This is a genomic window from Mycobacterium sp. Soil_C_30 (assembly GCF_057656995.1).
The window spans coordinates 101,073-118,337 of sequence record NZ_JBDGJH010000013.1 but is presented as its reverse complement, the minus strand read 5'-3'; the positions used below and the strand labels follow the sequence as shown (position 1 = coordinate 118,337).

The following is a 17,265-nucleotide window of genomic DNA, read 5'->3' as shown; positions in this document are numbered from 1 at the left end:
GACCCGTCCGCCACTGCGCTCTGGCACCCGTCGAGCCGATCCGCGATCAGCCCGATTATTGCTGGTCCTGCCGTATGCGGCACGATTCAGACTGTCCGTCACCTACCGAGCGTAGCATTCAATAGCGTCGAAGTCATTAAGTGTGTTTGAAACACTTATGAGTCGTCGAGGTTAACCCACACTGCGATTGCGTGCTCATCCCCGGTGTTGGCGATCCGGTGCGGCCGATCCGAGGAGTAGGCGATCACGTCGCCGGGTTCGAGCACATGACTCTCCCCCTCCAACTCGATGGTCAACCTCCCGGAGATCAGCACACCGAACTCACGGCCGTCGTGATGGGTGGCCGACGGACCACTGGCCCCGCCGGGTTCGTACTCATTGACGGCGAGCTCCACGCCCGCAGCCGAATCATTGTGTGCCACACGGCGTGTGGTGCCTTCACCCATGCGCACCACCGTCTGCTCGGCAAGACGTGTCACCGGCGATCCGTCGGCGGAGTCCCGGTGCGCGAACAAGTCGTACATGTGCACACCCAGGGCCGAGGCGACGGCCACCAATGTGCCCACCGACGCCGTCGACACCCCCCGCTCGAGCATGCTGAGCATCGACACGCTGACCCCGGTCCGCTCGGCGACATCACGCAGGGTCAGCTGCTGACGGGAGCGGATGGCCCGGATGCGCGCGCCGACCACCAGCATCGTCTGTTCAGCGTTGCTGACACCGCGCTGCGTTCCGGCATCAGCAGAGGGCAGGGAGTCTGCGCCGTCGGCGGCCGCGCGGGACTTCTGCGCTTTACGGGGTTTGCGCGACGTCGGCTTGCTACCGGCGGAAGGGCCCGTGGGCGCTTTCCGGGTACCAGTCGGCACAGCGGACGAAGAAGGCGTCATGAAAACTCCGTTGAGGCGGGGTGAAGACGTGCGGTTTCAGCGTACGTGAACCAGTCCATTTACACGCCACTCGGCGCGTGTAATTCCGATGTTCCCTTCCGCTCACGGTGCGGGAATGTCGAGGACCAACCTGCCTTTGGCGCAGCGCGACACACAGAGCAGCATCTGCCGGTCGGCGCGCTCGGCATCGGTCAGCAGGTCATCGCGGTGCTCCACCTCGCCGTCGAGCACGGTCGTCTGACAACTGCCGCACGTTCCTTCTTCACAGGAGTACAGGACGTCGCCGCCGGCATCGAGGACGGCCTGCAGGATCGACTGGTCCCCCCGCACCGCGACCACCGGCCCGTCCGGCCCCAATTGGACCTCGCCTCCGGTGGCCGGGGCGCTCGCCCTTGTATCGGGTCCAGCTATCGCGGACACGAATCGCTCGAACCGCAGCGGTGCCGCACCGGCAGCCTGGACTGCCGTTTCCATGGCCTCGATCAGCAGAGTGGGCCCGCAGGTGTAGATGGCCACACCGGGGTGCGCGGCCACTGCGGCACTCACGATTGCCGGCACGTCGAGCCGGCCCAGTTCGTCATCCGGCCAGAACTGCACCCGGTCGTCGTACATCTCCAGCTCATCGCGGAACGGCATGGTCGCCAGGCTGCGTCCGCAGTACACCAGGCGCCAGTCCAGTCCCAGTGCGTCGACCGCCTCCACCATGGGCAACAGGGGCGTGATGCCGATACCGCCGGCCACGAACAGATAGGACTCCGCCCGCTCCAGCGGGAATCTGTTGCGCGGCGCGCTGATCTTGACCACGGTGTCGGGCCGCAGCGCCTCGTGCACCTCGCGTGAACCGCCGCGGCCGTTCGGCTCGACGCGGACCGCGATCTCGTAGTCGCCGGAGGTCACCGGCCCGCACAGTGAATACTGCCTGCACTGCCCCGACGGCAACACCACGTCGATGTGGGCCCCGGGCGTCCACGACGGCAGCGTGTCATCCACGCCGGTCAGCGTCAGTCCGATCACACCATCTGCACGTCTGATCCGGCGGGCGACGCGCGCCAGCCGCAATCCCGTTGTCACAGTGAGCCTCAGGCGCCGTAGGGCCCGAACACCTCGACCTTGGCCAACGACGCCAGTCGTTGCCGGTAGAGGAGGCTGGCGGCGTCCGGCACCTTGATGTGCAGCTCTTCGCGCAGTGAGTCGGGCAGCTCCTCGGGGCGCTGGCTCTCCACCACCGAGCGGTCCTGTTCCATGATCGTGTTGGTGAAATCGCCGAACTTGCTGTCGGGTTCGTCCTGGGAATGGTTGCGGACGATGAACACGAACAACTCGGTGGTGTTCGTGGTCCGCGGCAACGTGAACTGCGTGATGATGGTCTCCCGGCCGGTGCCGATCTCGATCTTCTTCAGATGGATCGTGAACGGGACCACCAGGGTGTATTCATAGCGGACCTTCTGGGTACCGCCGGCACCGTAGAGGTCGCTCGGTTCTTCCTGCTCCAGCCAGTAGTGCAGGCCGTTGTCGAGCTTTTCGACTGTGTAGGGCGCGATCTCGGCATTGTCCTCGGTACCGAGCAGGCCGTTGTGGACGTAGGGGAAGTGGGAGAAATCCATGAAGTTCTCGACGGCGCGCGCAGCCGACGTCTTCCAGGTCTCGCGGTAGGAGATGAAGGATTTCCACCCCGGCAGGTCGTAGATGTCGCCGGGGAACAACGGAATCTCGTCGCGGGGCTCGTCGATGGCCACCCACACCAGCCCGTACTTCTCGCGTACCTGGTAGGCCCGGGCGCGAGCTGCGTTCGGAATGGGCGCATCGGCGGGCCGCGAGGGGATCCGCACGCACGCACCGCTGCGGTCGTATTGCCAACCGTGGTAAGGACATACGAGGTTGCCGTTACGTACCCAGCCCAGCGAGAGTGCGGCGCCTCGGTGAATGCAGAGGTCGCGGAAGGCGGCCACACCGTTCTCGTCGCGGAATGCCACGACGAAATCATCGAGGAGGGTAAAACGTTTTGGCTGCTCGTCGATTTCGTCGACAGTGGCAATGGGGTGCCAGTAACCCGCGAGTGCAGGTGCAGACATGTGAAGCTCCGTTCATCAGAAGGTTGTGGTCAGGAAGAGGTGCTGCCGCCGCGCGGCCCGGACGCGCCGCACTCTCCCGCTATCAACCTCCAGTCGCCGCCGTCGACCAGGCCGCGACGAAACAGCACAAGCGCGATACCCGACACCTGTTGCATTGCTCGTCACCTCCTGGCTGTCTGCGGCACACCCCGCACCTACGCGGTGGACACTTCCGCGGCCGTTTCAGGGCCGGCCGTGTCGACCCGAATAGTCGGTGATCAGGGCTGTACTTCAATCGACTTGAAGAAGTTTAAGTCCATGTGACCCACGCCGCAACAAAACCGCCCACGTATTAGAGCGCCGGCGCCAGGCTCCGTTTCACGCCGCGGCCGCTGAGTCGACCGGTGCGTTTCAGCGCATATGAACGCACCCGCGTCTATGGCCGCCCTGTGGACCGATCGACGACGCGTAATGTGGACGCACATTCGGCTCGGCACCAAGGTTTTGGGGTGCAGCCTCCTCGAGGAGCCAAGCCCGCCACATCCCGAACTGTTCAACTAAGGTGAAGAGAGACCCGGGCTCGCCCGGCGAGAGTTTTTTTCAGTAGGCCAGAAAATCGTTTGATCTTATTGAAATGGGTGTTACCCTTCCCTCGTGGCTGAGCAGCAGACGACGATGACGGGAATGCGGGTCATCTCCCGCGACGAGTGGGGGCCCGATAGCGGCTTGCTCGAAAGTGGTACGTGGCGCGAGATCGTGGGGCCCGATGCCGGCGCCAAGTGCCGCGGTCTCTTCGACCTGCAGTTCGTCGATGACGGCAGTTCAGTGCCCCTCACCCACACCTCGGAAGCGGCGTATTACGTTGTGGCAGGCTCGGGTTCGGTCATTCACGACGGTGCAGACGAGTCCGATGCCCAGCCGTTGAGCGAGGGCTCGATGGTGCATGTCCGCCCCAACACGACATACCGGTTGCGGGCCACCGCGGGCACCCGCATCGTCGGCGGCCCCTGCCCGGGTGACGCCCCCCTCAACGGGGCGCCCGCGGTGCCGTCCCCTGCCGCCGACGTCTGGCCCGAGATCTCCGTTCATCACCGGGACAACCCCGGCCTGCTCGTCCCGTTCATCTCCAACGACGCCCGACTGGTCGTCTGGCTCGGTGTCGGCGCCGTCGCCGCCAACATGAACTACGTCGTCCTCGAACCGGGCGAACGAAACCGCGAGCACGTGCACGCCTACTCCGAGGACACCATCCACATCCTCGAGGGCCACGGCACCGCCGAAAACGTGACCACCGGAGAGAAATTCACCTTCGGCCCCGGCGACACCATCCACATCCGGATCGGTTTCTGGCATGCCGTCGCAGCGGATCTGGGCGAACGCGTCGTCAGCGTCGGCGGTCCGTGCCCCGCCGATGTCGACATGCTGCGCGCCGCGGGTGTCGACGTCGACACGATCGAACTCCCACCCGGCACCTCCCTTCCGGTGCGTCCGGACGCCGCCGCCCAGTCCTGACAGGCGCCACTAAGCCTCCACCGAAGCGAGCAACGCAAAGTCGGGAGGGCTGCCCCCATGCGTGAAGTATTGCCAGAGCTGATGCGATGGTGGGAAGCCGGCGACACCGTCGGCCTCGGAACCGTGGTGGCCACCTTCAAGTCCGCTCCGCGACCTGCCGGTGCGTCGATGCTGGTGGCGCCCGACCTCACCGTCACCGGTTCGGTGTCGGGCGGATGCGTCGAAGGGGCGGTCTACGACCTGGCCCGCGAGGTCGCGGGATCCGGGGCAGCGGTGCTACAGCGCTACGGCGTCTCCGACGACGACGCCTTCGCGGTAGGCCTGACCTGCGGCGGAATTCTCGACGTCTTCGTCGAGAAGGTCGACCGCCAGACCTTTCCCGAACTCGGCGACATCGCCGCCGATATCGACGCCGGCCGACCCGTGGCGGTGGCCACCGTGATTCAGCATCCCGATGCAGGCCGGGTCGGGCGGCGCCTCGTGCTGCGTCCCGGCCGGGAACCGCAGGGCTCACTGGGATCGGCACACACCGACGCTGCCGTCGGTGACGATGCGACAGGGCTGCTCGCCTCCGGCACCAGCGGCACACTCAGCTATGGGCCCGACGGCGAGCGGCGCGGTGAAGGCATGCGCGTCTTCGTCTGGGCGTTCGCGCCCAAACCGCGGATGTTGGTCTTCGGAGCCATCGACTTCGCCGCGGCAGTGGCAAGGGTCGGCGCCTTTCTCGGCTACCAGGTCACGGTGTGCGACGCCCGACCGGTTTTCGCGACCAAGGCCCGGTTCGCCGAGGCCGACGAGGTGGTCGTCGACTGGCCACACCGCTATCTGGCCGCCGAACGCGACGCGGGCCGCCTCGACGCACGCACGGTCATCACGGTGCTCACCCACGATCCCAAGTCCGATGTCCCACTTCTCGAAATCGCGCTGCGGCTCCCCGAGCTCGCCTACGTCGGCGCCATGGGCTCCCGGCGCACCCACGAGGACCGGGCGACGCGGCTGACGGCCGCCGGTCTCACCGCCGCGGAACTCGAGCGTCTCTCCAGTCCCATCGGGCTCGATCTCGGTGCTCGAACGCCGGAGGAAACCGCCATCAGCATCGCCGCCGAGATCATCGCCGGCCGCTGGGGAGGCACCGGCCGGCCGCTCGCCGACATCCGGGGGCCCATCCACCGAGCGCCCGCCGGCTGACCCCTCGACGTGTAGATCTGGCTACCACCCGTTCAACACCAGAGAAATACAGTGGTATCGAATCGTTATCGGGATTCGCTGCCCTGCGGCGCCCCCAACCCAGCTTCAGTTGGACTGCAACCAAAGCTGACGTGCGCATGTGCGCATCAACAGTTTGCCGCTGCCCGTGTGGTTGCAGGCACGCTGTCACCGGGACGCGCCCCCGGTTGGCCGCCAGCGCGCGTCGGAGCCGCTGCCCATCACGGTCTGAGCACGGTGGCCCCGGTTCGTTTCCGGTATCCCTAAATGCAGGCTGGGCAGCGTCTTTCACCAATACAACGGAACCCGAACGCACCGTTGCGCAGTGGGAGACGACCGGCAAATCGCATGATCGGTCGCATGACACCCACTCTCGCATTCACCGCACAGCCATTCAGCAGAGATGAAATCTATTTCGGTGGGACTTAGGTGGCGCTCACAACAATTAACCCGTCCTCCGGGAGCCCCGTCAGTCCTCCGAAGGGGGATTCGATCGCACGTATCCGCCGCCGTAAACCCTCTTGAACAGCCCGAATATGGCATAGTCGAGTCCCCGCGGCCTCACTGCGCACCCCCTCTTGCGATCTGGGTCACATTCCCTTAGTCTTTCAACCATCTTGAATTCCGACGTGGAACCGGGCGAGAAGATTAACGCCGCTGTAACGAGATTGAGCGAATAATTTTCAACCAGATTGTACGCTCGGCGGCAGTAGAGGCATCAGGTTTCACTCGGACAGCAAGTCCTGCCCGCCCGTTCTTGGAGGTCATTGAATGAAGTTGAAGTCCTGCACCACGGTCCTGGCTGCGGCTGCCGCTCTGGCACTCGTGCTGACCTCATGCGCCGAGAACGGCGATCGCAGCGGCGGCAGCGGTAGCGGCGGTGATGGCGGCGATTCCGCCAGCGGCGACATCATCTTCGGTCAACTCATCGGCGTCACCGGTAGCTACGCGCCGTTCACCCCGCCTGCCATCGCCGCAGCCAACATCGCCGTCGAGGAGATCAATGCGGCGGGCGGCGTACTGGACCGCAACGTCCGACTGGTCACCGAGGACAACCGCTCCACGGTCGACGGCGCCGTCGCCGGGTTCTCCAAGCTCACCTCGGTCAGCAACGTGGACGTGCTCGGCAGCCTCGAATCCGACGGCCAGGTAGCCCTTTTCGATCAGATCCAGCAGCGTCAGCTCCCCAACATCTGCTCCTCCTGCGGCACCACCTTCCTCGACGCGAAGGGTGGGAAATTCTCCTTCCGCGTCGCCGCCTCCGACAGCGACGCCGGCATCATCGTCGCTCAGGTCGCCCGCGACGCCGGCGTGAAGAACCTCGCCATGATCGTGCAGAACACCGAAGGCGCCTCCGGGCCTGCCGAAGTCGCCACCGAGGCGTTCGAGAAGACCGGCGGCACGATCAACCGTGTGTCCATCGAACCCGGAGCGTCGTCCTACAACAGCGAAGTGGCCAAGGCCTTCGAAGGCAATCCGGACGCGCTGTACGTCGGGACGGGTGTCGAGGCCGGTATCCCCATCCTGCGGGAGATCGAGCGCCGCGGTTACGACAAGCCGATCTACGTCTCCCCCGATCTGATCACCCATGAGGTGGCGGCCCTGTCGAACTCCGACCAATTCTCCGCCGCCCTCACCGCTTTCGACACTGCCAGCCCCGCGTACAAGTCCTACGCCGAGCGTTTCACCGCGGCCACGGGCGACCAGCCGGAACCCGGTATGTACGACGCCAACAACTACGACCAGTACATCCTGTTCGCACTGGCGATGGAGGCGGCCAAGAGCACCAACGGCGCCGACGTCGCCGGCAAGATCATCGAGGTGGCCAGCGGTCCCGGCAAGGAGGTCTACTCCTTCCAAGAGGGCAAGGACGCACTGGCCGCGGGTGAGGACATCAACTTCCAGGGCGCGTCGAGCACGCTGGACATGAACGAGTTCGGCAACCTCGAGTCGCCGCTGCTGGCCATCCTCACCGTCCAGAACGGCGATTGGACCCCGGGCGACCAGATCGAGGTCGACCCGTCCCTGCGCGCCGAGGGATGACCACCGTTGGTGGGGCGGGCGCATCACCGCCCCACCAACCGGCACGACATCGAGAAAGGCAACATCTCTTGAACAATCTGCTGTTCGGACTGCTGACCGGCTGCATGCTGGCGGTGGCGACGTCGGGGTTCGCGCTGTTGCGCAACACCGAACGCTTCCTCCACATCGCACACGGTCAGTTCATGGCGTTGGGCGCGCTGATCGCGCTGGCCCTGGGCGAGATCTTCGGTGTCGTCGCCGGTATCGCAGGCGCGATCGTCCTCACTTCGGTGATCGCGGCAGTCTGCGGCAGACTGCTGTTCGATCCCGTCAAGCATCGCGGCGGTAACGTACTGCTGTTCACCTCGGTCGGCCTGGCCTTCGTGACCTACGGCGTGATGATCGCGGTCTTCGGTACCGAACTGCGGGTGTTCAACATCAATCTCGGTGCGGCGCAGCCCATCGGTCCCTTCGACGTCGCCCCGGGTGAGATCGTTCTGCTGCTGGTGGCCGCGGCCGTGATCGGCGGGCTGTGGCTGCTGCTCGGACGCACCGGCGTCGGACGCGACATCCGCGCGGTGGCCTCCAACCGCGAGCTGGCCCAGATCCGCGGTGTGGCCATCGGGCGCGTCAGCACCACGGTCTGGCTCATCTCGGGCGCCCTGGCGGCCGTCGCCGGCATCATGACCGGCATCCTCGGCTCGGTGTCCATCGAATCCGGTTGGGGTTACATCCTTCTCGTGCTGGCCGCCGCGGTGCTCGGCGGCACCGGCAACATCCTGGGGGTCATCGCCGCCGCGCTGGTCCTCGGTGTGGTGATGGACCTCAGCGCCCTGGTCATCGACACCACGTACCGGCCGGTGGTGGCATTCGCCATCCTGATCATCGTGTTGCTGATCCGCCCGCAAGGACTCTTTTCCTTCCAGTCCCGTAAGGAGGCGGCAGCGTGATCTCGATCGAATTCGTCGTCACCATCGCCACACTGGCGTTCGTGTTCGTGATGGCCGGCCAACTGCTCAACCTGGAAGCCGGCTGGGGCGGCATGTGGGACCTGGGTATCGCCGGTCTGATCGCCGTCGGCGCGTACTCCTACGTTCTTCTGACCACCTCCCCGGACTCCGCGGTACCGGGACTCGGCCTGCCGTTCTGGGCGGGCATGCTCGGATCTGCTCTGATCACCGCCTTGGTGGCCGTCCTGATCGGGTGGCCCGCCCTGCGGCTGCGCGGGGAGTACTTCCTGATCACCACCTTCGCCTTCGCCGAGATCATCCGGCAGGTGATCATCATCCAAAAGGACCTCACGGGCGGCACTTTCGGTCTGACCTCGGTCGTGAAGCCCTTCGAGATGCAGTTCACCTACGCGGCCTACCCCTACATCCGCCTGCTGCTCGTCATCCTGATGGCCGCGGTGCTGTGGATGATCTGCTCCCGTATCGCCACATCGTCGTACGGGGCCAGTCTGCGGGCAGCCCGGGACAACGAGCCGCTGGCGTTGGCCATGGGCAAGTCCATCAAGAGTCTGCGGCTGACCACCTACGGCACCGTCGGCCTGCTCTGCGGCCTGTTCGTCGGACCGGCCTACGCCTGGATTCTGGAAGCACTGGTGCCCTCGGCGTTCCGCTCCAGCCTGACGTTCACCATCTGGGCTGGTCTGGTGATCGGCGGCCTGGGTAGCCGGTTCGGTCCGATCGTGGGCGCACTGCTGCTCACCGCGGTCAGTGAGATGGTGCGTCTGGTCGAGGTTCCGCACGAGTACGCCAACCTGCACGCCGCAGCTCACCCGCTGCTGGTGGGCGTGCTGCTCATCGCGCTGCTGAGGTGGCGCCCAGACGGATTGCTCTCCGAGAGCGGCACTTTCGCCAGACTGCGCAAGCGCTACCCCCGGCCGGCCTCCGCGTCCGCAGCAGCGGCCGCATCGGCAGAGCAGACCACCAAGCAGCCGATCCTGAACGGGGACCGCGCATGAGCAAGGCAGCAGCCGATCTGGAAGTGATCGGCGTCAACAAGACATTCGGCGGGGTGCGCGCCCTGCGGGATGTCAACATCAAGGTCTCCGGCGAGGAGATCACCGCGCTGATCGGACCCAACGGCGCGGGCAAAACCACCCTGTTCAACGTCATCTCGGGTTTCGGCACGCCGTACACCGGCAAAGTCCAGTTCGGCGGCACCGATCTGACCGGGCTACCGGCGCACAAGGTGGCCCGCGCCGGCCTGGTCCGCACATTCCAGACGCCGGTCGGGTTCAAATCCATGACAGTGGTGGAGAACATCGCACTCGCCACCGGCGGTTCCGAGTTGGACTACCCGTGGACGCCGTTCCTGCAGTGGAAGAAGGACCGGCGCCGCCGCTCCGAGGCGCATGACGCCGCCTGGGCGCAGCTGGAACAGGCGGATGCCGCCCACCTCGGGGACCGGTCCATGGCCGACCTGTCCCCCGGCGACGCCAAACTCGTCGAGATCCTGCGCCAACTGGCGCTTTCGCCGCAGATGTTGCTGCTCGACGAGCCCGCTGCGGCCATGACGGTCAACCAGATCGAGACTCTGGCCGGCATCATCCGCAACATCTCGGCGCGCGGTATCGGCGTACTGGTCATCGACCACAACCTCAGCTTCGTCCTCGGCCTGGCGGCGCGGGTGCACGTGCTCGAGCACGGTGCCGTGATCGCCTCGGGCACACCGGATCAGATCGGCAATGACCCCGACGTCAAACGCATCTACCTCGGAGGAGCGGAGGAATCCGATGTTGCTTGAAACTCGCGGTCTCAGCACCGGTTACGGTCCGCTGACCGTCGTTCGCGACGCCACCTTCTCGGTGGCCGAAGGCGAGATCGTCGCCATCGTGGGCCCCAACGGCGCGGGCAAGTCCTCGTTGATGAAGGCCATTGCGCGGTCGTTGCCCCTGCACGGTGGGTCACTGACGTTCAAGGGCGAGGATCTGTCGGCCGTCCCGCAGAACGCCATCGCCAAGCGCGGCATCGGCTATGTACCCCAGCAGGGCAACGTCTTTCCCGAGCTGTCCGTCGGCGAGAACCTGCAGGTGTCCTGCCGCGGCAGCCTCGCCGAGAGCCGTGCCATCACCAAACAGGTGCTGTCTCAGTTCCCCCGGTTGAATGAGCGGTTCACCCAGGCGGCGGCCACCCTGTCCGGCGGCGAACGGCAGATGCTCGCCATCGCCTGCGCTCTGGTGGGCTCACCGGCGTTGCTCATGCTCGACGAACCGACCACCGGATTGGCCCCGCTGATCGTGCGGGAACGCATCGCCGACATCCAGCGGTTGCGTGACCAAGGTGCCGGGGTGTTGTGGATCATCGAGGAGCACCCCCGTATCTGCCTGCCCGCCGTGGACAAGGTGCACTTCATGTCGGACGGCACGCTCGGACCCGCAACAGACGCTCGGTCCCTGCTGGCCGAGGGCGCGCTCGAAGAACTGTTCTTCGGTGTCGCGCACTGAGGGCGCCCGCTGAGGGTTCCCCGCTGAGCTGCCCGCGGGTTGGCGCGTTCCCCCGCATGCCGCCAACCCGCGGTGCACAGTGTGGACCCCGCGTTCCAGTCGTACTGCAGTCGATCCTGGCCGAATGTCGAGGAGGTACATGAGCGTCGGTGGCGAAAGCGCCTCATCCCCAGGCGAGCCCTCCCTCACCGGCCTCGTCCCTCAGCCGGCTCGTCGACCCACCTCATCCCCAGGCGAGCCCTCCCTCACCGGCCTCGTCCCTCAGCCGGCTCGTCGACCCGCCTCATCCCCAGGCGAGCCCTCCCTCACCGGCCTCGTCCCTCAGCCGGCTCGTCGACCCGCCTCCCCCGACGCGGAGTCTGCATCGGAGCTCGCAACTCGACGGCTCGGCGCCGAGATCCGGCGTGTTCGCGCTGAGCGGGGCCTGACCCTCGTCGACATCTCCACCACCACCGGACTGAGTGTTTCGATGCTGTCCATGCTGGAGCGCGGCAAGACCGGTGTGTCGGTGGGATCGCTGGTGGCCATCGCCTCGGCCATGGGTGTCGCTGTCGGTGAGCTGTTCCAATCGTCCTCAGCGCCAAGCCTTTCACTGGTGCGCTACGACGAGCAGCAACAGCTGACGATCGGGCGCGGAGTGGTGCGCCGGGTGATCCAGCGCAGCCGCGAGCACGGACTGGAGGTGGCATCGCTTCACCTGGAGCCGGGTTCACACACAGGCTCGGAGCTGGTGCGTCACGAAGGACAGGAAGTGGTGGTCGTACAGAGCGGGACGCTGACGGTCCACATCAACGAGACGGCGACCGAGCTCGAGTCGGGCGACTCGATCCGCCTTGATGCCGAGGTCCCGCACCGGTTCGCCAACAACGGCGCCGTGGCATCGGATTGTCTTCTCGTGGTGCGCATTCCCGTTCCGCATCAGTACGGACACTGATCGGCTGCGGCGGGGTCGGAGATGCCGCCATCGCCGGCGTGCCCACCCCCGACATGCAACTGGACATGCCGCTGGTCGACTTCCCCACCCTCATCAGCCTCTACCTGCAGGGTGGGCGGCCGTTGCAGAAATTCGTCTCCGAACGCATCGGCCTGTCCGACATCGAAGACGTTTTCCACAAGATGCACGCCGGTGAAGTCCTTCGCTCAGTGGTGATCCTCTGACGCCGAATCAGCTGTTGTAATCCCAGAACTGCAACCAGTGCACGGACGCGAACAGCACCAGCGTCGCGGCGTAACCGGCCACAATGACCGACGCTCCCGCGCAGCCGGTCCGCCATCCACGGCCGTCGACCGGGTCCAGCCATCGCTTGAAGGGTGTGGTGGCCCACGGCATCAGCCACCACTGCATCAGCGAGATACTCAGCACCTGGCTCAGCCAGAGCGCGAGCCACGGCGGCGCGCCCCATTCGTCGAAAAACGGACCGGCGAATCGCGACAAGAGCATCACGGTCGGATAGAGCACGAGCAGCACCATCATGGCCGACTTCCAGTTCGGCGTCATGAGTGTGCGACCGTTCTCGATACGCACGGTTGTCGCGAATGGTGTCGTAGAGGTCAGCGGGGCGAATTCCTCGGTGAGCACCGAACGCAGCGGGGTCAGCGCCTGCGCCCGTTCCGCGGACGCTTTCCACGCTGAAAGCTGTTCTGCAGTGCGGTATCGCACCAGCGACAACCACTCGTTGCCGACGGTGGGCCCGAACAGTGCGGCACCCTCGAACCCCGGATACCCGGCGCTGGCCTCGTTGAGCCCTCGCTGAGCTGCGGCGAAGTCCGCCTCGCGTCCCGGTGACACCGCGTGGCGGAAGGCGTTGACTCCGGTGGGACCGGGCTGGCCGTCCACCATCACGAGATCCGTTGTCCGCAAGTAGTAACCGCGCGCGTTACCCGCCTGCAATACCGCAGCCCGGCCGGGGCCGTCGAGCCACGCGTTCAACTGTGCGTCGTCGTCGAACGTCAGCGCCACGGCCCAGTCGAGATATGCGGCGTCATGCAGCGAGATCTGACCCGACCGGAAGCCTGCCGCGGAGCGGGCCGAATGCACGACATCCCCGGCCCATGTATCGAAGTCCACCGCATCACCAGCCTGGTGGAACACGCTGACAACGGTGGCGGGCGTGCTCACGTCGGTTCTGCCGAACCCGCGGCGATCCGGCGCCCCTGGACATACACCTGCACGATCGCCGCTTCCCGCAGTCCCATCAGCAGGGCGAAAAGCGTTTGATCTCTTGCCAATCGGGGATCACCGGAGCGCACTCCGTGGGTGAGCGCCGAATCCAGCGCGGGCACTGCGGAAGGATCGACGACCACAAAGTCGGCTTCCTTGCCCGGGTCGAAGTTACCGAAGCGGTTCTCCATGTCGAGGGCCCGTGCACCGGCAAGGGTTCCCAGGAACAGCATCTCCGCGGGTTGCATGGACACCCCGTCGGGTTCGGTGATGTGCACCTTGAAGGCGTCTCCGAGCACCCGCGGGATCAGCCACTCGTCGCCGCCACCGAAATCGGTGCCGGCGGAGATGTTCACCCCGGACGCGACGGTCCGTTTCCACGGCATGGTGCCCGACCCGAGGAACAGTTGCGAAACCGGGCAGTGCGCAATCGAGGTCCCGGTCTCTGCCATGCGCTCCAGTTCGGCGTCCTGGCAGTGCACGCAGTGCGCCAGGACGGTGCGACGGCCCAGCAGACTCTTGCCGCCGACACTCGACCCGGGCAGGAATTTGCCGTCGTACGTGTCCAGGTACGAGTCCACCTGGTAGGCCTGTTTGGTGCTGTCCACTTCGCCCGTGCCGGGGCGGTTGTTCTCGTTGAGGTGGGTGTGCACGTACACACCGCGATGACGGACCGAATCGTAGAGCTCACCAAGGTTTCTCAGCGTCTCGGTGGTCACCGCCAACGAGAACCGGGGCACGATCGCGACATGCAGCAAGGCGGTGTCGACGTCCCCGGTGTCGGCGGCGTGCCAGGTGTCGATCTCGTCGCGGGTCAGCCGGATGGCGTCCTCCTCCGAAGTGATCAGCGCCGCCGCCGATTCCGGTCCTACCGTCTGGATGCCGCGACCACTGACCAGGCGCAGGCCGCGGCGCTGTGTTTCGGTGAAAAGCGCGTCCTGGGCGTGCGGGAACGCCGAGCCGAAAACCAGGGCCGCCGTGGTGCCCGCCGCGACCCGGCGATCACAGAACTCAACGGCGGCTCGTCGGGCGAACTCGGGGTCGGCGAACCGCGACTCCGCCGGGAAGATGCACAGATCGAGCCACTCGAGCAGCTGCCCGCCACCGTAGGAGTCGCCGGCATAGGTCTGCGGGAAATGGATATGGGTGTCGACGAAACCGGGCAGCAGGTAGCCCGGCCGATGGTCGTGCACCGTCGCCGAATCGTGCCGGTCGAGCGCAGTCGCACGGTCGCCGCAGAACACGATGGCGCCCGCGTCGTCGATCACCAGCGCACCGTCGGGTATGGAGACCAGCGCATCGGCTGCGTCGCTGACCGTCGGGGCACCGGCGATGTGAAAGATGTGGCCGAGGTGGATCTGGGTCATGCGGCAACCTCCGATTCGGTGTGGAACCACACGAGCAATACGAACACAGTGGCTGCACGGCCGCTGCCCAGACACTAGGTTCATGGCGTGGCTACCAGCTTGGGTTCGGCACTGACAGAGCTTGTTCCGCTCTCGTTGGTCGTGGCCTTGTCTCCGCTGTCGATCATTCCCGCGGTTCTGGTGCTGCACACCCCGCGCCCGAAACCAACCGGCCTGGCCTTCCTCGCCGGGTGGGTGGCCGGACTCGCTGGGCTGACCGCGTTGTTCCTGGCCATCTCGAGTCTGCTCGGTGGCATGCACGACCAACCACCCACCTGGGCATCGTGGCTGCGCGTTGTCGTCGGCGCCGCACTGATCGTGTTCGGCATCTTTCGCTGGGCGACGCGGCATTCCAAGCCGCACCAGATGCCGGGTGCACGCCACCTGACCGAAGCCGGCCCCGGAAAAGCCCTGGCGCTCGGGGCCCTTCTGACGGTTGCCAATCCCAAGGTGTTGTTCATCTGCGCGGCAGCCGGTTTGGCGATCGGCACCTCGGGACTGGGCGGCGCCAGCACCGGTGCCGTCTTCGTCTTCGTCGTGTTGTCGGCGTCGACCGTGGCGCTGCCGATTCTGGCCTACGTGGCCTCCGGTTCGCGCCTGGATCCGACCCTGACCCGGGTGAAGACCTGGATGGAGAAGCACAACGCAGCGTTGGTGGCGTGCATTCTGGTGGTGATCGGCGTGATGGTGCTCTACAAAGGGGTCCACGGTCTGTAGCCGTTGGACGTTTTGACGCACTGGTAAGGTCCGGTGGTCGAGCGTTTCACAGGAGTTGTTGATGGTCGTGTCGGCCGAGCGATGGTGGCGGCAACCCGATCAGTTCGACTGGTTCAGCGCCTACCTGCGTGATCGTGGTCTGCAATCACGCTGGCGGGCCACCACCTTCGTGTTCACGGTGTTGCTTGCGCTCATTCCGGTGGTCCTGATCGCCAGCCCCACCGGCCCCGACCGACCCGTCACCATCGGGGTGTCACTGATCTCGTCGCTGGTCGCGGCGGCAAGCGGGGTGTTGTGGCTGCGGCGCTGGCCGACCCGCCGGCAATCGATGCTGTTTTCCATGGTGGCGATCGGGGTCATCGCAGTGACGTGCCTGTCCCAGTCCGACCCGTACGCCGCGCTGATGGGCTGCACCACCTTCGCCATCATCGGCGGCTTCGTGGCCTATTTCCACACCGTCGCCCTGATGACGGTCAACCTCGGCGCCGCCATGGCCTGCGCAGTGATCGGCGCCTGTCGGCTCCTGCACGGCACGGGTGACGTCGCGCTGGCCGCATCGGCTTTCCTCATCGTCATCGCGCTCAACGTCGGAGTGCCGTTCGGCATCCATTCCCTGGCGCATTCCCTGCGCAGCGACCTGAGGAACTCGGGCTTTGATCCGCTCACCGGTCTGCTGAATCGGGGCGCGTTCTATCGCGCAGCACACGAGCTCCAGATGCAAGACAGTGCCCCGAGCAACCGCTACCTCGTGGTCACCCTGGTCGATCTCGATGAGTTCAAGCAGCTCAACGACACTCAAGGACACGCCGCGGGCGACCAAGCCCTCATCAGTGTGGCTGCGGCGCTGCGGGAGAACTCCCGCGACACCGCGGTGATCGGTCGGATCGGCGGCGAGGAATTCGTGATCGCCGATCGGCACAGTGCGGCGGATCCGGCGCCGCGGGCCGAATGGGTGCGCGCCGCGATCGAAGCGCTGCCCTACCCGGTCACGGCCAGCGTCGGCACCTGTGGCGCTCCGCTGGCGGGCGGTTCCCTTCAGCTCGAGGCGAACCTGGTCGAAAGGTTGGTCCGGGCTGCCGATTCAGCGATGTACGAGGCGAAGCGTGCCGGCGGAAATCAGGTGCGTCACCGCCCGGATTTCCCGGCACCCCACGACACTCACGGCCTGTAGCCGTCGGGCAGGCCCAATTCGTCGACGTCGGCGGTGAGGTAACGCTGCACGCTGGGGGCGATCATCCGCACGGCCTCCTCGGTGGACACCTCTGCGAGCGGACCCACGCGCATGATGTAGCGCAGGAATACCGTCCCGATCATGTTCGTGGCAGCCAGCACCGCGCGCAGCCTGGTGTCCGGCCCGCCGCCGAGTGCGCCGGAGACCGCGGTCAGGACGTACTCGCGCATGAAGTCGCGAAACGCCTGGTTCGCGTCGGGGTTGGACGTCGCCGACGAGAGCATCGCCACCATACTGGCCCCGGTTTCGGGGTCATCCCAGATGCCCAGATAGGTACGCACCAGTCGGGTACCGAGATTGTCGGCGCCGCCGCCGGCGATGGCGTCGACCAATCGCTGGGGGTCGATGATCAGCTTCATCGCTTCCCGGAACAGGCCGTCCTTGGAACCGAACAGATACAGCACCATCGATGGGTCGACGTGGGCGTCGGTGGCGATCTGGCGCAGCGTCGTCTTCTCGTAACCCTGCTCGGCGAACCGTTGTTTGGCGGCGGTCAACACCGCATTGCGGGATACCGGACTCCCCTGCCGGCGGCCCCGTCTCCTCGAGGTCGGCGCAGGTGAGGGCATGAGACGACATTAACATTTCACCGACTGTTGAAAAGATTGGCTCGTCGCGTTA

16 protein-coding genes and 1 pseudogene are annotated in these 17,265 nt (G+C 65.9%); 11 read left to right on the top strand and 6 right to left on the bottom strand.

What is annotated here, in order from left to right:
• Positions 1-155: 155 nt before the first annotated feature.
• The 3 genes from AC3A6P_RS22855 to AC3A6P_RS22845 form a co-directional block, all read right to left on the bottom strand.
• Positions 156-887 (bottom strand): cupin domain-containing protein, encoded by a 732-nt coding sequence (locus AC3A6P_RS22855; RefSeq protein ID WP_487694108.1) that lies wholly within the window; start codon positions 885-887, stop codon positions 156-158.
• 102 nt (positions 888-989) lie between these two features.
• Entirely contained in the window at positions 990-1,877 is an 888-nt protein-coding gene (locus AC3A6P_RS22850) for a PDR/VanB family oxidoreductase (protein WP_487694107.1), read from the bottom strand.
• A gap of 89 nt (positions 1,878-1,966) precedes the next feature.
• Positions 1,967-2,959, bottom strand: coding sequence for an aromatic ring-hydroxylating dioxygenase subunit alpha (locus tag AC3A6P_RS22845; RefSeq protein ID WP_487694106.1), 993 nt, complete (start codon positions 2,957-2,959; stop codon positions 1,967-1,969).
• 633 nt (positions 2,960-3,592) lie between these two features.
• On the opposite strand from AC3A6P_RS22845, the gene AC3A6P_RS22840 reads away from it, so the two are divergent.
• The 9 genes and pseudogenes from AC3A6P_RS22840 to AC3A6P_RS22800 form a co-directional block, all read left to right on the top strand.
• Positions 3,593-4,450: a cupin domain-containing protein gene (locus tag AC3A6P_RS22840; protein WP_487694105.1), complete on the top strand. Its 858-nt coding sequence runs from the start codon at positions 3,593-3,595 to the stop codon at positions 4,448-4,450.
• A 57-nt stretch (positions 4,451-4,507) separates the two neighbouring features.
• Entirely contained in the window at positions 4,508-5,638 is a 1,131-nt protein-coding gene (locus AC3A6P_RS22835; protein WP_487694104.1) for an XdhC family protein, read from the top strand.
• 789 nt (positions 5,639-6,427) lie between these two features.
• Entirely contained in the window at positions 6,428-7,699 is a 1,272-nt protein-coding gene (locus tag AC3A6P_RS22830) for an ABC transporter substrate-binding protein (RefSeq protein ID WP_487694102.1), read from the top strand.
• Positions 7,700-7,767: 68 nt separating this feature from the next.
• Positions 7,768-8,628 (top strand): branched-chain amino acid ABC transporter permease, encoded by an 861-nt coding sequence (locus AC3A6P_RS22825; protein WP_487694101.1) that lies wholly within the window; start codon positions 7,768-7,770, stop codon positions 8,626-8,628.
• Entirely contained in the window at positions 8,625-9,644 is a 1,020-nt protein-coding gene (locus tag AC3A6P_RS22820; RefSeq protein WP_487694099.1) for a branched-chain amino acid ABC transporter permease, read from the top strand. The genes AC3A6P_RS22825 and AC3A6P_RS22820 overlap by 4 nt, the downstream gene beginning before the upstream one ends.
• Positions 9,641-10,429: an ABC transporter ATP-binding protein gene (locus AC3A6P_RS22815; protein WP_487694097.1), complete on the top strand. Its 789-nt coding sequence runs from the start codon at positions 9,641-9,643 to the stop codon at positions 10,427-10,429. Before AC3A6P_RS22820 ends, AC3A6P_RS22815 begins: the two co-directional genes overlap by 4 nt.
• A complete protein-coding gene (locus AC3A6P_RS22810; RefSeq protein ID WP_487694096.1) occupies positions 10,419-11,129 on the top strand; it encodes an ABC transporter ATP-binding protein in 711 nt (236 codons plus the stop codon). Before AC3A6P_RS22815 ends, AC3A6P_RS22810 begins: the two co-directional genes overlap by 11 nt.
• Positions 11,130-11,253: 124 nt before the next feature.
• The gene (locus AC3A6P_RS22805; protein WP_487694095.1) at positions 11,254-12,063 is read left to right on the top strand and encodes a helix-turn-helix domain-containing protein; all 810 of its coding nucleotides are present in this window, start codon (positions 11,254-11,256) and stop codon (positions 12,061-12,063) included.
• A gap of 17 nt (positions 12,064-12,080) precedes the next feature.
• A pseudogene (locus AC3A6P_RS22800) lies at positions 12,081-12,287 on the top strand (S-(hydroxymethyl)mycothiol dehydrogenase); the annotation flags it as partial.
• 7 nt (positions 12,288-12,294) lie between these two features.
• On the opposite strand, the gene AC3A6P_RS22795 reads toward AC3A6P_RS22800, so the two are convergent.
• Entirely contained in the window at positions 12,295-13,248 is a 954-nt protein-coding gene (locus AC3A6P_RS22795) for an antibiotic biosynthesis monooxygenase (protein ID WP_487694094.1), read from the bottom strand.
• Complete coding sequence (locus AC3A6P_RS22790; protein ID WP_487694093.1) at positions 13,245-14,657, bottom strand: guanine deaminase; 1,413 nt, start codon at positions 14,655-14,657, stop codon at positions 13,245-13,247. The genes AC3A6P_RS22795 and AC3A6P_RS22790 overlap by 4 nt, the downstream gene beginning before the upstream one ends.
• Positions 14,658-14,744: 87 nt before the next feature.
• Between AC3A6P_RS22790 and AC3A6P_RS22785 the strand changes: the two genes are divergently transcribed.
• Together AC3A6P_RS22785 and AC3A6P_RS22780 are read left to right on the top strand one after the other, a co-directional pair.
• Positions 14,745-15,413 carry a GAP family protein gene (locus tag AC3A6P_RS22785; RefSeq protein WP_487694092.1) on the top strand — a complete coding sequence of 223 codons (669 nt, stop codon included), beginning with the start codon at positions 14,745-14,747 and terminating at the stop codon, positions 15,411-15,413.
• Positions 15,414-15,474: 61 nt separating this feature from the next.
• A complete protein-coding gene (locus AC3A6P_RS22780; protein ID WP_487694091.1) occupies positions 15,475-16,584 on the top strand; it encodes a GGDEF domain-containing protein in 1,110 nt (369 codons plus the stop codon).
• Here AC3A6P_RS22780 and AC3A6P_RS22775 read toward each other — a convergent pair.
• Complete coding sequence (locus AC3A6P_RS22775) at positions 16,572-17,213, bottom strand: TetR/AcrR family transcriptional regulator (protein WP_487694089.1); 642 nt, start codon at positions 17,211-17,213, stop codon at positions 16,572-16,574. The genes AC3A6P_RS22780 and AC3A6P_RS22775 overlap by 13 nt on opposite strands.
• Positions 17,214-17,265 lie beyond the last annotated feature (52 nt).